Below are 16,885 nucleotides of genomic sequence, written 5' to 3' on the forward strand. Positions count from 1 at the left end.
CTCTTGGATGGGTATATCGGCTTCGACCTGGTGGACGAAACTGTGTTCTGATTCCACACGGGAGGTACCGAGCGGATTATCCGCAGCAGCAACGCCCGCGGCCGGCGCCGGGCGCTTTGCTGGCCCCGGCGCCACTGGCTTGCGCCGGGTAGCCGGCCTGTTTCAGCGCCGACACCAGCGGATCGATGCCTTCGGCAAGATCGCCATGGACACGAACACGGCCTGCGCCCAGGTCAACCTCCACCTCTCGCACGCCCGGCAGAGGTTTGAGTGCTTCAGTGACGTGTTTGACGCAGGCGCCGCAGGACATGCCCTGGACGTCAAGATCGATGGTGGTCATGGTCGTGATCTCCAGATGGATTGGCGCCAATGGATCGGGCGCATCAGGTTGCGGCGGACCGCCGCCACCGGGGGAAAAAACGCGGCGTGGCTTGCGTATAGCGCTCGAACTCCGCCCCGAATCGGGCTCGCATCTCGGCTTCCTCATTCACCGCCAGACGGCCGTACATGATCAGCAGGATCGGGAACATCAGCAACGTGAGCAGCGTCGGCCATTGCAGCAGGAAGCCCAGCAGGATAAGCACGAACGCCACATACTGGGGGTGACGGACGCGGGCGTAGGGGCCTGCCGTGGCCAAGGTGCCCCGGCGCTGCGCGTGATAAAGCACCTGCCAGGATCTGGACAGCAGATAGAAGCCGTAGGCGAGCAAGACGTAGCTGGCGATGTGCAGCACGCCGAAATGCGGGTCGCCCTTCTCACCCAGCAAGGTCCACCACAGATGGCCGGCGTCGTGGGAAAGAAGGTCGAGGCCGGGATAGCGGGTCTGCAGCCAGCCCGAGAGCAGATAGATGGTCAGCGGAAACCCATACATCTCGACGAACAGCGCGACGATGAAAGCGGCAAACGCGCCGAAGGTCCGCCAGTCGCGCGCCGTCGCCGGTTTGAAGAAGCTGAAGGCGAACAGGATGAAGATGGCCGAGTTGAAGAACACCAGCAGCCACAGGCCGTAGGCGGGTTGATCGTGGCTCATGGCTGGTCTCCGCGTTGATCGCGTGCGTTGATGTCGGAGCCGGCGCCTGGATTCGGTGTTTGGGTCGGCGTGCCCGGCGTCGTATCAGGCGGTGTGCGGGAGGAATGGTCATGCCCGCCGTGGCCATGGCCGTGGTGCATGAAGATGTGCATCAACGGGCAAGCCGCGAGCAACAGGAAGGGCAGGAACCCGACCACATGGGCGGCGTGTTCCTTGAGCAGGAAGTAGCCCGCAATCGCGCCAAGAACGAGCAGGCCGATCCCGTATCGGGAGCGCCAGAAACGTGGAGGCGATTCGTTGTGACGGTGATGTTCGTTCATGATGAACCTTCCTTCAAAAGGGTCGGCCCAGCGAGCGCCGACCATGCCTGTCGAAATCAATAGGGTCTCGTGTTGCCGGGTGGACTCAAGGTGCCCAGCCAGGCCACTGCCAGCAGGATCAGCGTCATGGCCGTCGCCTCAATCGCCAGGCTCTTGCACAAGGCACGCTTGGCGCAAGCGATCTCGGTGGAACTTCTTGCCCGCTCCAACAGCGGCCCCAACCGAAAACGATTTGCCGCGGCCAGCGCGAGCATGGTGCCGAACAGGCCCAGCTTCACCAGCAGCAAGATACCGTAAAGGCTGGATGCCATGCCCTGAAGGCTCGGGCCGACGATAAGCAGATAGTTCACGACGCCGGTGACGATCAGCACCGCGACGATGAGCGTGCCGGCCGCCGAAAACCCTGTCACGGCCTGGCGCAAGAGCAACAGATGCCGGTAGGCATCGCCCTGGACCGGGCGCAGCAGCAACAGCAGAAAGGCGGCCAGTGCACCGAGCCAGGCGCCAGCACCGAGCAGGTGCAAGGTGTCGGCCGCGAGATGGATACCGCCGCGTGTGCCGGTATCCATCGCTCCATGTCCCGACCAGACCAGCGTGGACAGCCCAACCGCTGCTAACAACGAGGCGAGCGCCAGGCTCGCCGTGGGCGACCGTCCGTAGAAGCCGGCGCAAAACAGGATGCCCACGAGCGTCGCTATCTTGACCACCCACGCGATACCGACGTTGGTGCCGGTGATGATCATGCCGAACACATGGCGTTCAAGTTCGCCAAACTCCGCCACTCCGCTCATGGTCACCGCAAGCATCAGCATGCCGACGCCCGACACCAGCAGACCAACGCCCGCGAGCCAGGAGAACAGCCTTCGAAAACCGAAAGCTGCATGGGCGTCGGCCGCGTTACCCTTCACGCCGTACAGGCCGAACAGCGGCAGCCCGAACAGCAGCATCAGATCGGTGTAGCTGACGAAGCGGACAATGATGTTGCCCCAACCCTCCATGGCTCACTTCACCTTGAAGGAGAAGTCGCCCGTCACGGGATGGGTATCGGCCGACACGGCGCGCCACTCCACGCGGTAGTCCCCCGACATCGGCGGCTTGGCAGGTGTGATCACCATGGTCTTGCCGTCCTCGCCACCGGATACCTTGACGTCCACCGGCATGGGACTGTGGGACATTCCCGGCATGCCGGTCATGACCAGCTTGGCGCCGGAGAACTGAGTGGTCAGCGTTTCGGAAAAATGCAGTTCGATCTTCGCCGGAGCCGCCACTTCAGCGTTCGCTTGCGGATCGGAGGTCAGTAGCCTTGGATGGGCCTGCGCGGCGACGCTGAACAGCAGAATGCTGGTGGCAGCGGCAATGGGGAGGAGAAATTTGCGAATCGAGAACATGGTCATTCCTCTGTTGGGTGGTCGGTGGTTGAAAAACGGTTGTCTGTCCAGACGGTGATCGGCAGGACGAGCCTGGGCGCCAGCCCCCTAGAACCAGAAACGTACACCCGCGACCCAGCGAATCTCCTGCGCGCGTTCGCCCGAAGCGCGCACGAAGCCAGCGGTCTTGCCGAAACTGCCGCTGCTCTCCACGCCGATGTAGGGGGCGAACTGCCGGCTGAACTCGTAGCGCAGGCGAAGCCCGACCGTGGCGTTCGACAGGCCGCTACCAATGTCCCGCTCCGGGTCGCTCTTGCCGTAGAACTGCGCCTCGGCGCGCGGCTGCAGAATGAGCTTCTGGGTCAGAAGCAGGTCGTAGCTCGCGGCCAGCCTCAGCGCGGTCCTGCCGCCATTGCCGACATAGCCCGTCGCTTCGACATCGAACCAGTATGGCGCCAGCCCCTGGACCCCGAAGGCAAGCCATCCACGATCGGGGCCAGTGCCCGTGTCATAGCGCAGGCCCAACTGGGTGTCCCAGTACGGCGTGATGGCGTGCCCCCACAGCAATTCGGTGCGGGCGTCCTGGAGCTTGCCGCGGGCCACCTCGCCTTCGGCCTTGAGGACTGCCTTGTCGAAGTCGTAGCCGAACCAGCCTTGCAGGTCGTAGGCGATGGCGTTACCGCCATGGTTCGCATAGGAGCGTTCCAGCCGATCGACCAGCAGCGCACCGAAGCTATGCCCATCGGCAAGACTCAGGGCGGGAACGCCGGGAACCGCATACGCGCCCGCGCCGCGGATCAGGCCATCGGAATAGGCATTGGGATCACGCGCGTCGGCGGGCGCGGAGCCGCCTTGCATCTGCATGTCGCCATGGTCCATGAGCGGCGTGGAAACCGGTGTGGCAAGCGCTGTAGCGGGCGCTGGGGGCGCACTATGGCCGGCATGAGGATCGGCTTGGGCCGCGCCCGGCGAAGCCGCTGGCGGGGGCGGCGTGGCCGCCGCACCATGGTGCGCTGAATGGTCGTCTTCCTGACCAGCCTGTGACTGCGCCAGCACGGGGTTCGCCATCGTGACAATCAGTGCCAGGGTCAATGCGTGGAGGTGTGTCGTTTTCATCGTTTGTGCACTTCTCTTCAAGCGGCGCTCAAGACACCACGACCTCGCGGAACATGCCCGCATCCATGTGAAGCATCAGGTGGCAGTGCCAGGCCCAGCGCCCCAGTGCGTCGGCAGTGACCAGCAAACTGAGGCGCTGAGCCGGCTGCACGGACAGGGTGTGGCGACGTGCCAGGAAGCGCCCGTCGGGGCTCTCCAGCTCGCTCCACATCCCATGTAGGTGCATCGGGTGGGTCATCATCGTGTCGTTGTGCAAGATGACGCGCAGCCGCTCACCGTGGCGGAAATGCACTGGCTTGGACTTGCCGAATTGAAGCCCGTCGATGGACCAGGTGTAGCGCTCCATGTTGCCGGTGAGGTGCAGTTCGACCTCGCGACCAGGGCCGCGCAGGTCGAGCGGACCGCCGGGCGTGTGCAGGTCGGCCAGGGTCAGCACGCGCCGGCCGTTATTGCGCAATCCGATGCCCGGATCGTCCAGCGCGGTGCGCGGCATGTCCACGCGCATGTCCGTACCCGGCCCGTACTCCGTTCGGGCGTGTCGCACGGTGGTACTGGGCGCGGCCAGGGGATTCGCGCTGTCCATGCCCTGCATCTGGCCGGAATCCATGCCTGTCATGCCTGTCATGCCTGTCATTCCCTGCATGGCACCGTGGTCCATGCCGGCCATGGAGCCGTGGTCCATCCCGGACATGCCCGACATGTCGCCGTGGTCCATCGCTCCCATCATGTCCGCCATCGACAGCCACGGGGCCGCGTCCATCGGCGGCACGGGCGCACTGAGCCCGGCACGTACCGCAAGCGTGCCTCTGGCATAGCCTGTGCGATCCATGGATTGCGCGAAGATCGTGTAGGCATCGTCGTGCGGCTCGACCAACACATCGCAGGTCTCGCCTGGGCCGAAGCGGAACTCGTCCACCGTGACCGGCTCGACGTCCACGCCATCGACATGCACCACCTTCAGTTTCAGGCCAGGAATGCGCACGTCGTAGAAGGTGTTGCCGGCGCCGTTGATGAAGCGCAGGCGCACGCGCTCTCCCGGACGGAACAGGCCGGTCCAGTTTCCTGCGGGCGTGGTGCCGTTGGCCAGATAGGTCAAGGTCTGTGCCGAAAGGTCCGAGAGATCCGTCGGGCTCATACGCATCTGGTTCCACATCTTGCGCTTGTCCAGCGCGGCCGAGAGGCCATCGCGCGAGGCGTCGCGGAAGAAGTCCACCGCCGTCGGCTGATGGTAGTTGTAGTAGCCGCTCTGAATCTTGAGCTTCATGAAGACGCGCATGGGGTCTTCATCGGTCCAGTCCGAAAGCAGCACGACGTGGTCGCGCTCGGCACGGATGGTTTCAGGGCCGGCGGGGTCGATGATGATCGCCCCGTACATGCCGGTCAGCTCTTGGAAGCCGGAATGCGAGTGGTACCAGTAGGTGCCGCTCTGGCTGACCTTGAAGCGGTAGGTGAAGGTTTCCCCCGGCGCGATACCACCAAAGCTGATGCCCGGCACGCCGTCCATCTGGTAGGGAAGGATGATGCCGTGCCAGTGGACGGAGGTGGACTCATGCAGCCGGTTGGTGACGCGGATGGTGACCGTATCCCCTTCGCGCCAGCGCAGCGTCGGCGCAGGCAGCGAGCCGTTGATCGTGGTGGCCATGCCCGGTTGGCCGGTGAAGTTTACGGGTGACTCGGCAATCACCAGATCGAACTCCGTACCTTGCAGGACTGGGGCGGTTCCGCTGGCGGCCCGCGCTTGCTGGGCTACGGCTTTCAATGCGGTCGTTGACAGCCCCAGCAGGACACCGCCCGCCGCCAATCCCTGTACGAATCGCCGCCGCGACAGCATTAGTGGCCGTGGGGCATGAGGGGGATAGCGCGTCATGACGAAAAACTCCAGAAACAGACATCGAAGGGTACGCGCGAGCCCTGGGAAAGGGAGCGCGCTTTTACGCCGTTGACGACCATGCTAGAGAGGCGCCACTTTCTCTCGCATGACCCATTAATTACATTCATGTAATGATCCAGTCATCTTGGTGGAAGATTCATCCAAGTACATTGATCCGGAAGTCAGTCGCGCAGAATGAGCGAACAGATGCGCGAGAGTTCATGGCGTGAGCCAGGGAAGAGTGATGAAACTGTTGGTGGTCGAGGACGAGGACAAGACAGCGGACTACGTTCGCCAGGGCCTCATGGAAGCGGGGTTTGTGGTGGACGTGGCACGCAATGGCCTGGACGGCCACCACCAGGCCATGAGCGAACCCTACGATCTGGTCATCCTCGACGTCATGCTGCCCGACGTGGATGGCTGGCGCATCGTGCAGTCGCTGCGTGAGGCGGGCAAGCAGGTTCCGGTACTATTCCTGACCGCGCGTGGCGGCGTGGATGACCGCGTCAAGGGCCTGGAACTCGGCGCCGACGACTACCTGGTCAAGCCCTTCGCGTTTTCCGAGCTGCTCGCGCGCGTGCGCACGTTGCTGCGCCGCGGCAGCGCGCCCAATCATCCGGATCGCATCCAGATCGCCGATCTGCTGCTCGACCTAGCGCGACGACGCGCGACCCGGGCAGGACAGCGCATCAACCTGACAAGCAAGGAGTTCGCCCTGCTCGAGCTGCTGGCGCGGCGCCAAGGCGAGGTGCTGCCGCGTTCATTGATCGCTTCGCAGGTCTGGGACATGAATTTCGACAGCGACAGCAACGTGATCGACGTCGCCATTCGCCGGCTGCGCGCGAAGATTGACGATGCCTTCGAACCCAAGCTCATCCATACGGTACGGGGCATGGGATATACGCTGGATGCCCCGGATGCCGACTAGGGCCTTACGCATCCGTCGCCCGGCTTCGCTCGCGCTGCGGGTTACGGCCCTGGTCGGCATCGCCACGACGCTAGTATTCCTGGCCTTCAGTTGGCTCATCGTCCGCGCGTTGGAACACCACTTTGCCGAGCAAGATGCCGGGGAACTCAGGGCCGTGGCCGATGCCGTCGTCAAGCCGTTGCGCGACGCCGGTATGAATGCCGATGATGGGTCGCTGCGCCGCCGGCTTGCCGGCGCGGTGGCGGGACATCATGGGGTGTTCTACTACGTCGCCAACACCGAAGGAACCACGGTCTATGCTAGCGGAGGCCCCAAACTGTCATCCCTCGTCGCAAGCAAGAGTCCCACCGAGACGATCAATACCCGCAAGTTGGCAACCTGGCAGGAACAAGGGAAGTCCTACCGTGGCGCGGTGCTACGTGTGGATGGCGGTGCAGGCCGGAACGCAGATCGCTATACCGTCGCTGTTGCGATGGACATCGATTTCCACCTCTCGTTTCTCGAAGACTTCAAGCGCATGCTGTGGTTGGCCACCTGCGTTGTGCTGTGCATTGCGCTGCTGGTCGCCTGGCTGTCCGTTCAATGGGGGCACCGGCCCATCCGCAAAGTCAGCGCCCGGATTCGCGCGATCCGCTCATCGCAGCTAAACGTGCGATTGAATCCCCACGAAGTACCGCTCGAACTGGAAGAACTTGTCGCCTCGTTCAACGACATGCTCGCACGCATCGAAGACGGATTCGTGCAGTTGGCTAATTTCTCGGCTGACATCGCGCACGAGTTGCGCACCCCGGTTACCAACCTGACCACGCAGACGGAAGTGGCCCTCGGCCAGTCCCGCTCCGCCGAAGAGTATCGGGAAGTGCTGTACTCCAATCTGGAGGAGTTCGGGCGCATGAGCCGAATGATCGGGGACATGCTGTTTCTCGCGCAGACGGAGAACGACCCGCGCAATCTCCATCGGGTAGAAATGGACCTGGGCAACACGATCAAGGGACTCTTCGACTATTTCGAGGCCTTCGCGGAGGATCGCAACGTGACCCTTCGTTTGCAGGGGCGGATCGAACCGATAAGGGCCGATAGGGAGATGCTGCGGCGTGCCTTGAGCAACCTTCTGTCCAACGCCATCCGCCACACCCCGCGCGGCGCTGCCGTCACCGTGCGGCTGGGTCAGGATCAGGGACGCACCACGGTGCGCGTCGAGAATCCGGGCAGCAAGATCGCTGATGAGGACCTGCCTAGGCTGTTCGATCGCTTCTACCGTGTCGATCCCTCGCGGCAACGCAAGGGAGAAGGCGCTGGGTTGGGGCTCGCCATCGTCAAGTCGATCGTCGAGGCACATGGCGGTGATGTGCATGTGGCATCGGACGACACGGTAACGCGGTTCGATATCCTCTTGCCGCCAAGCGACTGACGCACTGGCCTGCGCGCGAGTGCAGACCAAGGCCGCCCAGAAAACTCAGCATCCCGACACGGGCGGCGCCGGCCTGGCGGTCGCCCCTGCTGTCGCGGGCTTCGACCGGACCCATCTGACGGTGAGACGGGAGCCGCCATAGGTCTGGCGACCAGCGTTACTAAGTGCCAGGCTGGCGGTGACCTCCATCGCGCGGCCGGAGATCATTTCAGCGCCTTTCGTATTGGCGATCTGGACCGTTCGGACAAGGGCGAGGAGTAGTTGGCGGAGATCGCATGGCTGAGCCAAGAGCTCGAGCGGGAGCGGGAGCGGGAGCGGAATGAGCTCGCTGCCGTCCGACGACCCCTCATGCAGGCTAAGCTTCGCGTTGAGACGGTAGTCCATCCGGAACCCCGCAACCACAAAAAAGCCTCCCGAAGGAGGCTCGTCGGGAGTCTGCGCCCGACCCTATTTGACCGTCAAGCGAGACTTGCTGACCGTGACACGCAGAGTACTGGTATAGGCGCTCCGCACAGGCTTGGAGGGCTGGGGCTTGCTCGCCGCAGTGTCCGCCTGCGCCAGCAGAACTTGCATGCCGCGCTGCTGCATGGCGACCACTCGCGGACGCAACTGCTTGCTCGGCTTACTGGCCTTGGTCGAGCGGGCCGGCAGCAGGTTACGCGCGTTCAAAGCCATAGAAACCTCCTTTATCCTGATCCGGTCGCGTGACGCACCGGAACCTGGGGCCATAGCGCCCCTTGTCGAAGTGCTTACCCAATCTATTGTAAAGCAGATCCAACTGGCCCGATTGCGGCATGAAGAAGTACTGCGGCACGTCCGAGTATGTGCTTGCATGAATAACCAGTGATCTTGCCAGCACATCGCAGAATTGCCAAATCATCCCCGGGTCGGGCAGTGGCCAACTTTGGGGATCGAACATGGTTTCGGCGTCGGCCTCCGCCCGCATGAATTTCACCAGACGGGCATGCGGGGCGGGCGCGAAGCCGTCCGCCCATTCTTCGGCCGTCTCCCGCATCCATTCGAGATCACCGTCGGCATAAACGAGGACGTCGGCGAAGAAAACCACGAAACGCACCACACCGAATGTGATGCCAATCACTTCGATGCCGTCGCCATCGACCGGCATCGGTTCGCTGATTCCCACAAAGGTTGGATCGTTCGCCGGCTGGTCCGCAAGAAGATCAATTAGCAGCGCCGGCGTGATGTAGTGGTGCACAGTGCGAGGATTCCTATCAATTTGTGATTACTGTATCACATCAAGGTGACAAGAGAGGAACTGCCGCCGCCCAATAAGCCTCCGCTCACGCACAAAGACCGCTACACAGCCCCGATCCCAGAAATTTTCAATCTCATATCACTGACACGAACCCGCCCCGGTATTGCCTTGGGGTGCCTCATCCATCGAGTTCTCTCTTCATGGAGTCAGCGTGATACCCATCCAACGACCTTCCCGACCGCTTCCGGTCATCGTCATCCTCGAGACCAGCAGGCACGCTCGCCTCGACAATTTCACCAACTGCACGAAAGCTGCGCCGCGCTGCCGACTCACGGACAGCGGCGCGGCAACGCGCCCGGTCTACACGCTCCCGGGGAACACGCCATGACGCTGCCCTGCCCTCGCTGCAATTCCACCCGGATCGAAACCCGGGATTACGCTCGCAAGAGCGCTGGCATCATCGGCGGCATTGCCGGTGCCGTAGGCGGCACGTCGGCCGCGATTGGCGGCGCGGAGGCTGGAGCTCTCGTCGGCTCGGCTGGTGGCCCCTTCGGTACGATTGCCGGAGCCATCATCGGAGGACTCGTGGGCGGAGCCACTGGCTGTGTCACCGGCGCGCGGATCGGCGAAGCGATAGACGATGCCGTCCTCGACAACTTCCATTGCCTTGATTGTCAGCATGTCTTCAGCGCGCGTAAGCGCGAGTAGCTCGTTCAGCGTGACGCCACGTCGACTGCATTGACTCTCTTGATCTTAGGTAGAGCCCGGCCCCGTTGCCGGGCTTTATGCCTCTTGTGCCTTACCACCATGACCACGGCTACCCCATCCCTCGCGCCAACGCATGACGGCCTAGAACATGTCCTGCCCCTGAAGCAAGCCTATGTGAAAGGCACCGACCTGCGCATCGTCGGCACTCTCGAGCAGATCCCGGGCTGCGCCTGCGTGGCCGGCTTCGACCACCATGACCAACCCGTCTATTCCGGCAACACCGAAGTCTGGTGGAACGGCCAGAGGACGGAAACCGATCCCTGCAACGACCAGCCCATCTATGTCGACCAGAACCTCGAGACACGGGGCGCCAACGAGATCGAATTCCGAGGCGCCTGATCACCCTTTACCGCGTCTACGTCAACCCACTCCGAAGCCCGGTCTTGCGCCGGGCTTTTTGCATTTTTCTCTCTAAAGGATTTTTATCATGCATCTCGTACAAACGATGGCCTACGTCAACGCAACGCCCTGGCATGGTCTGGGCAACAAGTTGACCGCGAACCAGCCGCTCGAGGTCTGGGCCGAGCGCGCCGGCATGAACTGGCGCATCGAGGAGTCCGAAGTTCGCTTCGTGTCCGGGAGCGCCGGCCTGGGCTCCATTCACGCCTTTCCCGAACAGAAGGTCCTCTACCGCTCCGATACCAAGGCGCCGCTCTCCGTCGTCTCCAGCCGCTACCAGGTCGTCCAGCCCGCCGAGATTTTGGAGTTCTATCGGGATCTCACCGAGGTCGGTGGCTTCGAACTGGAAACGGCCGGCGTGCTGAAGGAAGGCCGCAAGCTCTGGGCGCTCGCCCGCACCGGGCAGAGCGCCACGCTGAAGGGTCGCGACAAGGTCAACGGCTATCTGCTGTTGGCGACAGCCTGTGACGGGACCCTTGCCACCACCGCGCAATTCACTTCCGTGCGCGTCGTCTGCAACAACACCTTGTCCATCGCGCTGGGCGACGGCGCGGGTGCCGTCAAGGTACCCCACCGCAGCCAATTCGATGCGCAAGCCGTCAAGCGCCAGCTCGGGATTGCCATCTCATCCTGGGATGGTTTTATGGCTCGCATGAAGGCGCTGTCCGAATGCCGTGTCAGTGACGATGCAGTCGAAACCTTCTTCCGCCGTGTGCTGACCTACCCCACCGCCAACCCGGCCGAGCGGGCAACCACTGCCGTCAACGATCGCGCCGTCAAGGCGGTGCAGGAACTCTACGCGGGTAGCGGCAAAGGTGCGCAGCTTCCCTCCTCGGCCGGGACCGCGTGGGGTCTGCTCAACAGCATCACGGAATTCGTCGACCACCATCGCCGTGCCCGCAGCGACGACCACCGCCGCGACGCAGCGTGGTTTGGTCAGGGTGCCGTCATCAAGCAACGCGCGTGGGAGGAGGCCTTGCGGCTGGCGCACTGATCGCGTGCGCTGTGCAGTCCTTCATTCATCAGTCCAAGCCCGGTGTGCATATCGCACACCGGGCTTATTCATTTCAAGGAGGCAAAGATGTCTCACCCCAACCAACAAACGAAGTCCGCCAATGGCAGGCCCGCGCTGCGCCTGGTCGATACCAAGGGCCTGAGCCGAGATGATTGGCTCGCCGCGCGCAGAACCGGCATCGGCGGCTCGGATGCGGCTGCCGCGGTTGGACTGAATCCCTACCAAAGCCAACTGGAACTGTGGCTCGAAAAAACCGGGCGCGATGCCGGCCTGACCAAGCCCGACCCTCAGGACACCACGGAGCCCGTCTACTGGGGCACGCTGCTCGAACCCATCGTGGCCGCCGCCTACACCCAGCAAACGGGTCGCCGGGTGCGCAAGGTCAATGCCATCCTGCGCCATGCATCCGTGCCCTTCATGCTGGCCAACCTCGATCGAGAGATCGTTGGCGTGCCGGACGTGCAGATTCTCGAATGCAAGACGGCGGGCGAGTTCGGCGCACGGCTGTGGCGGGATGGTGTGCCCGAATACGTGCAGTTGCAGGTCCAGCACCAACTCGCTGTCACCGGCAAGCAGGCGGCGGATGTCGCCGTCCTGCTGTGCGGACAGGCACTGACCGTCTACCGGATCGAACGGGACGACGCCCTTATTACCCGTCTCATCGAACTGGAAGCGCGATTCTGGCAGTACGTGCAAAGCGATACCCCACCACCGGCCGATGGCTCCGCGTCGGCGGACGCCGCCCTGCGCTGCCTGTTTCCGCTGGACAACGGCCAGACCGTGGACTTCAGCGAAGACAGGCCGTTAAGTGCGGTTTTTTCCGATCTGGTGATGTTGCGCTCCGAGATTGCCACGCGCGAAACGCTGGAAGCCCACCTCAAGCAGACGATCCAGCAGGCCATGGGCGACGCCTCGCGCGCGCGCTTCGAGACCGGCGAAGTGAGCTTCAAACGCAGCAAGGACGGCACCGGCTTCGATCTGAAGCGGCTGCTGGCCGAGCACCCCGAATTCCAGGCGACATACGCCACCACCAAAGCTGGTTCGCGCCGGTTCCTGATTCACGCTCAAGGAGAAACTTCATGCTCAAAGGCTTGACCATTACGCCGCCTGTCATCGGGCGGATTTCCATCGGTCGCGTCGTGGAAAAGAACGGCAAGCGACTGCCGGAGAAAGACGATCAGTTCACGTTGACCAGTCAGGTGCAGAATCGCGATGGCTGGGTTTTGCACCCGCTGGACGAGACGCTGCGCAAGGCGGGACAAAGCAAGCTCCGTGCGATTCCGGTGCGGATGTTGTTCAATGATCCGAATCTGAATCTGCGCGCCGAATACACCCTCTTCGACCGGGAGACCGGGCGACCCGTTTGCGTCGGTAACGGCGAAACCTGCAAGCGAGTCGGCAACGATGGTGTCGCCACCCTTCCGTGTCCGTCGCCGGACGGCTGTGGCTTCGGCAAGGCCGCAGGATGCAAGCCCTATGGACGTCTGAACGTCGTCATCGGTGATGACGACGAACTGGGCTCCTTCATCTTCCGCACGACCTCCTACAACTCCATCCGCACGCTGGCGGCGCGCCTGCATTACTTCGGGGCCGTTTCGGGTGGGCTGCTCGCGTGCCTGCCGCTGGAACTCAAGTTGCGGGGCAAGTCCACGACCCAAAGCTACCGCTCGGCCATCTACTACGTGGACCTGGGCGTGCGCGCCGGCAGTTCGCTGGAAGCGGCCATCGTGGAAGCGCGCGAGATACATGAGCGTCGTTGTATGGCGGGCTTCGACCAAGGCGCCCTGGACGAGGCAGCCCGGCTCGGTTTTGCCAATGGCGCGTTCGAAGACGGCGAGGAGGAACAGGCTGCCGTGGCGGAAGAGTTCTTTCCCGAAGCCGGACAAGCTGTAGAACACAGCATGCGCCGGACGGAGGCGCCGGCCAATGCGACGTTGCGAGAAAAGCTGGAGCGTCAGGAGAAGGCCCTGCCGACGCTGCCGGCATGAGCGCCGCGGATACCGCGCGAGGCTGGCATCCGATCTCGTTTGGCGCACTGATCTTGGCGTTGGCAGGCACGGGTACAGCGCTTTTCCTGTCGACGCTGGCTGGTTGGCAACGCGGCGGCTGGCTGGTGGAGCGCATCGCCTGGGTGGCAATGGGCGGGGTGCTGGTCCTCAGCGCCCATCTGCTGCCGGCGCTTGGCCAGGCGGCTCGGCAAAAGACGCGTTGGGTCGGCGGCGCGCTTTGGGCAGCATGCATGATGGCCGCCGGCTACGGGCACGCTACCTTCTTCCTCTGGTCACAGCAGCATGCAGGGGAGGCACGCGTGTCAGTCATGGCGTCCACCAGTTCGACCACCGTAGTCACGGAAAAGTCATCGTCGGCCACACCGCCAGGACGATCTCTGTCGGCCATCGCCGCCGAGCGCGCCAGGGTCGTGACCGCGTTGGCTACGGCTCAGGCCAGGCACTGCGACGGGGGCTGCCCTCTCCTGCAAGCCAGACGGGAGAGCCTGACCGCGACGCTGGACGCGCTCGCGGTGGAAGCAGAGGAAGTTCGCCGCTGGGAAGCGGCTGAGGACCGCCAGGACGAGGAAAGGCAACGTGAGACCACCCGCCGTGACGCTGCCCGTCACGACCCCGTCATCGCAGCATTGGCGGCGTGGCTGGGCATCTCACCTGCCGGCGTCGAATTCCTCGGCGCGATGATCCTGGCGGGATCCCTGGAGGGCGTCGCCTGCTACGGCTGGCTCCTGACGCTTGCCTCGCGGGTGCCGGCCATGACGGCAGTCACGAAGAGTCACCAAATCGTCCCGCCCCCGGTCAGCCCACCGGCCTCCACCAGTCACGCCGATACCGAGACTGACCTCTCGCGACTGCATCGGGCCATCGCCATTGGCGAGCTTCGGCCTACCGTCGCAGAGATCCGCAGCCACTTGCGCTGCTCCCAGGCCAGGGCGGCAGCACTGCGCCGCCAACTCGCCGCCCATCACCCAACGGCATAAGCCGGGCTTTCGGCCCGGCGCTTTCCATCCATCCGACGTTCACGCATCCGGGCTTTCCGGAGGCCGACTCACGCCTTCAATCAGGAGAACAACATGACGGAACCTTTCGTACCCACGCCAGCGCCGCCTCGCCTGCGGCTTGGCCGCCTTCTGGCGACGCCTGCTGCAATGGAAGCCTTGCAGGAAGCCGGTGTATCGATCTTTGGCTTGATCAACCGGCACGCACGGGGTGACTGGGGAGATGTGCCCGAGGAAGACCGCCTGCGGAACAACCTGGCTGCCATCACCAGTCAGCGCGTGCTGTCCGGCTACCTGCTGCCCAATCGGCAAATGGTCTGGGTCGTTACTGAATGGGATCGGTCGGTGACGACCGTATTGCTACCGAGTGATTACTGATGTCCCCTCTGATCCAAAAGCTGCATCCGGCCTTGCGCCTCGGCCAGCGGCTCACGATGGCCACCTCTGGCAAACCACTCTTCAGTCGACAGGGAGGATGGGATGGCGGCAGCACGCTGCATTGCACCGCCATGGCACTCGCGCTGCTCGGCAAGCTGTCCGATCCGGTCCATGTCTGGCGGTATGCACACGGTCCCGAGGCCAGATTCTGGGACCGCGCCTCCCCTCATTACCTGCATGGCCTGACGCTGGCAGAACTGGCGAGCCTCATTTGGGAGCTGAACTGCGGCTTGCGACCGGTCACGGCCGAGGGAAGATCGGCAGAGGTGCTCCGTTTCTGCGCGCAGGAACTGGCCAAGGGCTGGCCGGTAGTCATCGGCTGGCACACCCAGTACCCGGCGTCAGCGCACGCTGCACTGGTGGTCGGGGTGGAGGGACGGCAGCGGGCTCGGGGTTTCGTGCCCCATGCCCTACTGCTGCTGGACCCGGCCGAGACCGGACCTGGGCTTGCCGCCTTCAATGCACGGCTGGAGTTCGGCAAGGCCGGCGGTCGGACGACATACGTCATCGCTACCGGACGGCGCCCTGTCGCGATCGAGGGCTGCGTCTCGATCCGGCGATCGGACGGAACGGCATAGCTACCGCAGCCGGCTGCGCTTGATCTCGGGCGGTGTCGCAGCATTCGCACGGCGCTCCCCACTCGGGGCACGTGGAACCTCTGTCATGGGCTCGAAAAGCGCTGCCAGGCTGATCCCGATCGCGTAGCAAATGTCTGCCAATGTCTCGATGGACGGATTGGCGATCCCGCGCTCGATGGCAGAGATGTAGGTGCGGTCGACCTGCGCCTCGAAGGCCAGCGTCTCCTGGGATTTGTCGGCCGCATGCCGGCACTCCTTGATGCGCCTGCCAAGTACCGCGGAGACAGGAACGGCGCGGGAGGCCGCATGCGCGGCAGAGCGACGGGGAGGTTTGTCCGGGCGAGAGGCAGTCATGCCGGGCAGGATGCCTGCCCGGCGACTGATCCTCGACGTTCTATATTCGTCTTTTGTTGTAGTGTTTACTCTACAATAACTCCCGTTTTTGACGTCAACCAGTTCATAAGCCATCTCGGTGCCCTCCCTTCCCGAGGGCATCGAGGACATGGCGACCTTGCGTCGCCGTGCTTTGGCCGCGTGTTCCCCCGGAGTTCACAGACCTGCGCTGCTGTGCGCGAGGTCTATTACCTATTCAGATCACAAATGAAAAAACAGCTCAAAGAATTGATCGGCCCCAAGGGCCGTCTGGTGTCACTGTTCCGAACCCTGCGGGCGGTGCCCTTTGCTCTGGAATTGCCCGTCTTCGGCACGGTGTCGACCCTCGACGAGGTGCTCAACATTCACGATAACTTCGGCAAGGGTGAGCTGCGGCACCCTGAAGTCGAGAACCATTTGCGCAGCGCAGCAGCACCTGTCGTCGTCGATTGCGGCGTCAACATCGGCGTGACGATCCGCTGGTGGCATCACCTCAACAATAGGGCGCGCGTCTTCGGCTTCGACATGATGCAGGAGGCCCATGCGTTCACTCAGGATCGCATTGGCAGTGCGGGAAGCTGGTATGAACCGATCACATGCGCGCTATCAGCAACCGAGGGCGACAGCCTGGAGATCAGTTTCGATGATCCGCTCTTCGGAGAGAACAGCGTCACCGCAACGGGACGCCGGCAAACGCGGACCGTGAAGACGGGCACGCTCGATGCCCGCCTCGCTCCATATGGTCTCGTGCACATTGACCTGCTGAAGATCGATATCGAGGGGCATGGTGCCGAGGCGCTGAAGGGGGGATCGCGCACGCTGGAACGCACGCGCTATGTCCTCTTCGAGACGCACAACCGGCAGGAAATCTCCGAGTCCGCGCGTCTCCTGCATGACGCTGGATTCCAGTTGATTGCCATGCGCAACCGCACGCTGGTGTACGAACGTGGCAACTACCAGGCAACGTCCGCACGGCCATAAGGACCGCGCCCTGACCATCGAAGCAGAAACCCAACACTTCCTAGCTTCACCACGCGACGACTGTTCGCGCA

21 protein-coding genes are annotated in these 16,885 nt (G+C 63.3%); 11 read left to right on the forward strand and 10 right to left on the reverse strand.

Translation table 11 applies throughout. The features are described from left to right. Window positions 1-76: 76 nt before the first annotated feature. The 7 genes from KF708C_RS34720 to KF708C_RS18890 all read right to left on the reverse strand — a co-directional run bounded on the left by KF708C_RS34720 (window position 77) and on the right by KF708C_RS18890 (window position 5,701). A complete protein-coding gene (locus KF708C_RS34720) occupies window positions 77-340 on the reverse strand; it encodes a heavy-metal-associated domain-containing protein (RefSeq protein ID WP_081651511.1) in 264 nt (87 codons plus the stop codon). Between the two features lie 43 nt (window positions 341-383). After that, window positions 384-1,031, reverse strand: coding sequence for a methyltransferase family protein (locus tag KF708C_RS18870; protein WP_020205276.1), 648 nt, complete (start codon window positions 1,029-1,031; stop codon window positions 384-386). Next, window positions 1,028-1,351 carry a DUF2933 domain-containing protein gene (locus tag KF708C_RS34725; RefSeq protein ID WP_081651510.1) on the reverse strand — a complete coding sequence of 108 codons (324 nt, stop codon included), beginning with the start codon at window positions 1,349-1,351 and terminating at the stop codon, window positions 1,028-1,030. Before KF708C_RS34725 ends, KF708C_RS18870 begins: the two co-directional genes overlap by 4 nt. A gap of 56 nt (window positions 1,352-1,407) precedes the next feature. Next, complete coding sequence (copD, locus tag KF708C_RS18875; RefSeq protein ID WP_020205277.1) at window positions 1,408-2,349, reverse strand: copper homeostasis membrane protein CopD; 942 nt, start codon at window positions 2,347-2,349, stop codon at window positions 1,408-1,410. 3 nt (window positions 2,350-2,352) lie between these two features. Continuing rightward, the gene (gene copC / locus KF708C_RS18880) at window positions 2,353-2,739 is read right to left on the reverse strand and encodes a copper homeostasis periplasmic binding protein CopC (RefSeq protein WP_020205278.1); all 387 of its coding nucleotides are present in this window, start codon (window positions 2,737-2,739) and stop codon (window positions 2,353-2,355) included. Window positions 2,740-2,826: 87 nt separating this feature from the next. Beyond that, window positions 2,827-3,834 carry a copper resistance protein B gene (locus KF708C_RS18885; RefSeq protein ID WP_186296745.1) on the reverse strand — a complete coding sequence of 336 codons (1,008 nt, stop codon included), beginning with the start codon at window positions 3,832-3,834 and terminating at the stop codon, window positions 2,827-2,829. 28 nt (window positions 3,835-3,862) lie between these two features. Continuing rightward, on the reverse strand, window positions 3,863-5,701 hold the full coding sequence (locus KF708C_RS18890; protein ID WP_029044097.1) for a copper resistance system multicopper oxidase: 1,839 nt from the start codon (window positions 5,699-5,701) through the stop codon (window positions 3,863-3,865). 247 nt (window positions 5,702-5,948) lie between these two features. On the opposite strand from KF708C_RS18890, the gene KF708C_RS18895 reads away from it, so the two are divergent. After that, window positions 5,949-6,632, forward strand: a complete 684-nt coding sequence (locus KF708C_RS18895; protein ID WP_059412923.1) for a heavy metal response regulator transcription factor — start codon at window positions 5,949-5,951, stop codon at window positions 6,630-6,632. Then, window positions 6,622-8,043 (forward strand): Cu(+)/Ag(+) sensor histidine kinase, encoded by a 1,422-nt coding sequence (locus KF708C_RS18900; protein WP_020206139.1) that lies wholly within the window; start codon window positions 6,622-6,624, stop codon window positions 8,041-8,043. Before KF708C_RS18895 ends, KF708C_RS18900 begins: the two co-directional genes overlap by 11 nt. A 447-nt stretch (window positions 8,044-8,490) precedes the next feature. On the opposite strand, the gene KF708C_RS18910 is transcribed toward KF708C_RS18900, so the two are convergent. Continuing rightward, window positions 8,491-8,718: a hypothetical protein gene (locus KF708C_RS18910; protein ID WP_020206141.1), complete on the reverse strand. Its 228-nt coding sequence runs from the start codon at window positions 8,716-8,718 to the stop codon at window positions 8,491-8,493. After that, window positions 8,699-9,259, reverse strand: a complete 561-nt coding sequence (locus tag KF708C_RS18915) for a hypothetical protein (RefSeq protein ID WP_020206142.1) — start codon at window positions 9,257-9,259, stop codon at window positions 8,699-8,701. The genes KF708C_RS18910 and KF708C_RS18915 overlap by 20 nt, the downstream gene beginning before the upstream one ends. A gap of 384 nt (window positions 9,260-9,643) precedes the next feature. Here KF708C_RS18915 and KF708C_RS34730 point away from each other — a divergent pair, with 384 nt between their 5' ends. The 8 genes from KF708C_RS34730 to KF708C_RS18950 all read left to right on the forward strand — a co-directional run bounded on the left by KF708C_RS34730 (window position 9,644) and on the right by KF708C_RS18950 (window position 15,461). Continuing rightward, entirely contained in the window at window positions 9,644-9,967 is a 324-nt protein-coding gene (locus KF708C_RS34730) for a hypothetical protein (RefSeq protein WP_081651572.1), read from the forward strand. Between the two features lie 99 nt (window positions 9,968-10,066). After that, entirely contained in the window at window positions 10,067-10,366 is a 300-nt protein-coding gene (locus tag KF708C_RS18920; protein WP_155888351.1) for a hypothetical protein, read from the forward strand. An 88-nt stretch (window positions 10,367-10,454) separates the two neighbouring features. Beyond that, the gene (locus tag KF708C_RS18925; protein WP_020206144.1) at window positions 10,455-11,420 is read left to right on the forward strand and encodes a DUF932 domain-containing protein; all 966 of its coding nucleotides are present in this window, start codon (window positions 10,455-10,457) and stop codon (window positions 11,418-11,420) included. A gap of 87 nt (window positions 11,421-11,507) precedes the next feature. Next, complete coding sequence (locus tag KF708C_RS18930; RefSeq protein WP_020206145.1) at window positions 11,508-12,536, forward strand: YqaJ viral recombinase family nuclease; 1,029 nt, start codon at window positions 11,508-11,510, stop codon at window positions 12,534-12,536. Next, entirely contained in the window at window positions 12,521-13,429 is a 909-nt protein-coding gene (locus KF708C_RS18935) for a recombination directionality factor (protein ID WP_020206146.1), read from the forward strand. The genes KF708C_RS18930 and KF708C_RS18935 overlap by 16 nt, the downstream gene beginning before the upstream one ends. Next, complete coding sequence (locus tag KF708C_RS18940; RefSeq protein ID WP_020206147.1) at window positions 13,426-14,427, forward strand: hypothetical protein; 1,002 nt, start codon at window positions 13,426-13,428, stop codon at window positions 14,425-14,427. The genes KF708C_RS18935 and KF708C_RS18940 overlap by 4 nt, the downstream gene beginning before the upstream one ends. A 93-nt stretch (window positions 14,428-14,520) precedes the next feature. Next, on the forward strand, window positions 14,521-14,823 hold the full coding sequence (locus KF708C_RS18945) for a hypothetical protein (RefSeq protein ID WP_029044269.1): 303 nt from the start codon (window positions 14,521-14,523) through the stop codon (window positions 14,821-14,823). Further along, window positions 14,823-15,461: a hypothetical protein gene (locus tag KF708C_RS18950; protein ID WP_020206149.1), complete on the forward strand. Its 639-nt coding sequence runs from the start codon at window positions 14,823-14,825 to the stop codon at window positions 15,459-15,461. The genes KF708C_RS18945 and KF708C_RS18950 overlap by 1 nt, the downstream gene beginning before the upstream one ends. Here the strand turns inward: KF708C_RS18950 and KF708C_RS18955 are convergent, their stop codons facing one another. Then, a complete protein-coding gene (locus KF708C_RS18955) occupies window positions 15,462-15,827 on the reverse strand; it encodes a helix-turn-helix domain-containing protein (RefSeq protein ID WP_043367402.1) in 366 nt (121 codons plus the stop codon). Window positions 15,828-16,061: 234 nt separating this feature from the next. Here KF708C_RS18955 and KF708C_RS18960 point away from each other — a divergent pair, with 234 nt between their 5' ends. Next, on the forward strand, window positions 16,062-16,814 hold the full coding sequence (locus KF708C_RS18960) for an FkbM family methyltransferase (RefSeq protein ID WP_059412924.1): 753 nt from the start codon (window positions 16,062-16,064) through the stop codon (window positions 16,812-16,814). Window positions 16,815-16,885: the final 71 nt, after the last annotated feature.

It is taken from the genome of Cupriavidus basilensis (assembly GCF_000876015.1).
GTDB classification, from domain to species: domain Bacteria; phylum Pseudomonadota; class Gammaproteobacteria; order Burkholderiales; family Burkholderiaceae; genus Cupriavidus; species Cupriavidus basilensis_B.

Coding starts and splice junctions, on each gene's coding strand:
- KF708C_RS34720 (WP_081651511.1), bottom strand. CDS start 340: ATGACCACCATCGATCTTGACGTCCAGGGCATGTCCTGCGGCGCCTGC.
- KF708C_RS18870 (WP_020205276.1), bottom strand. CDS start 1,031: ATGAGCCACGATCAACCCGCCTACGGCCTGTGGCTGCTGGTGTTCTTC.
- KF708C_RS34725 (WP_081651510.1), bottom strand. CDS start 1,351: ATGAACGAACATCACCGTCACAACGAATCGCCTCCACGTTTCTGGCGC.
- copD (WP_020205277.1), bottom strand. CDS start 2,349: ATGGAGGGTTGGGGCAACATCATTGTCCGCTTCGTCAGCTACACCGAT.
- copC (WP_020205278.1), bottom strand. CDS start 2,739: ATGTTCTCGATTCGCAAATTTCTCCTCCCCATTGCCGCTGCCACCAGC.
- KF708C_RS18885 (WP_186296745.1), bottom strand. CDS start 3,834: ATGAAAACGACACACCTCCACGCATTGACCCTGGCACTGATTGTCACG.
- KF708C_RS18890 (WP_029044097.1), bottom strand. CDS start 5,701: ATGACGCGCTATCCCCCTCATGCCCCACGGCCACTAATGCTGTCGCGG.
- KF708C_RS18895 (WP_059412923.1), top strand. CDS start 5,949: ATGAAACTGTTGGTGGTCGAGGACGAGGACAAGACAGCGGACTACGTT.
- KF708C_RS18900 (WP_020206139.1), top strand. CDS start 6,622: ATGCCGACTAGGGCCTTACGCATCCGTCGCCCGGCTTCGCTCGCGCTG.
- KF708C_RS18910 (WP_020206141.1), bottom strand. CDS start 8,718: ATGGCTTTGAACGCGCGTAACCTGCTGCCGGCCCGCTCGACCAAGGCC.
- KF708C_RS34730 (WP_081651572.1), top strand. CDS start 9,644: ATGACGCTGCCCTGCCCTCGCTGCAATTCCACCCGGATCGAAACCCGG.
- KF708C_RS18920 (WP_155888351.1), top strand. CDS start 10,067: ATGACCACGGCTACCCCATCCCTCGCGCCAACGCATGACGGCCTAGAA.
- KF708C_RS18925 (WP_020206144.1), top strand. CDS start 10,455: ATGCATCTCGTACAAACGATGGCCTACGTCAACGCAACGCCCTGGCAT.
- KF708C_RS18930 (WP_020206145.1), top strand. CDS start 11,508: ATGTCTCACCCCAACCAACAAACGAAGTCCGCCAATGGCAGGCCCGCG.
- KF708C_RS18935 (WP_020206146.1), top strand. CDS start 12,521: ATGCTCAAAGGCTTGACCATTACGCCGCCTGTCATCGGGCGGATTTCC.
- KF708C_RS18940 (WP_020206147.1), top strand. CDS start 13,426: ATGAGCGCCGCGGATACCGCGCGAGGCTGGCATCCGATCTCGTTTGGC.
- KF708C_RS18945 (WP_029044269.1), top strand. CDS start 14,521: ATGACGGAACCTTTCGTACCCACGCCAGCGCCGCCTCGCCTGCGGCTT.
- KF708C_RS18950 (WP_020206149.1), top strand. CDS start 14,823: ATGTCCCCTCTGATCCAAAAGCTGCATCCGGCCTTGCGCCTCGGCCAG.
- KF708C_RS18960 (WP_059412924.1), top strand. CDS start 16,062: ATGAAAAAACAGCTCAAAGAATTGATCGGCCCCAAGGGCCGTCTGGTG.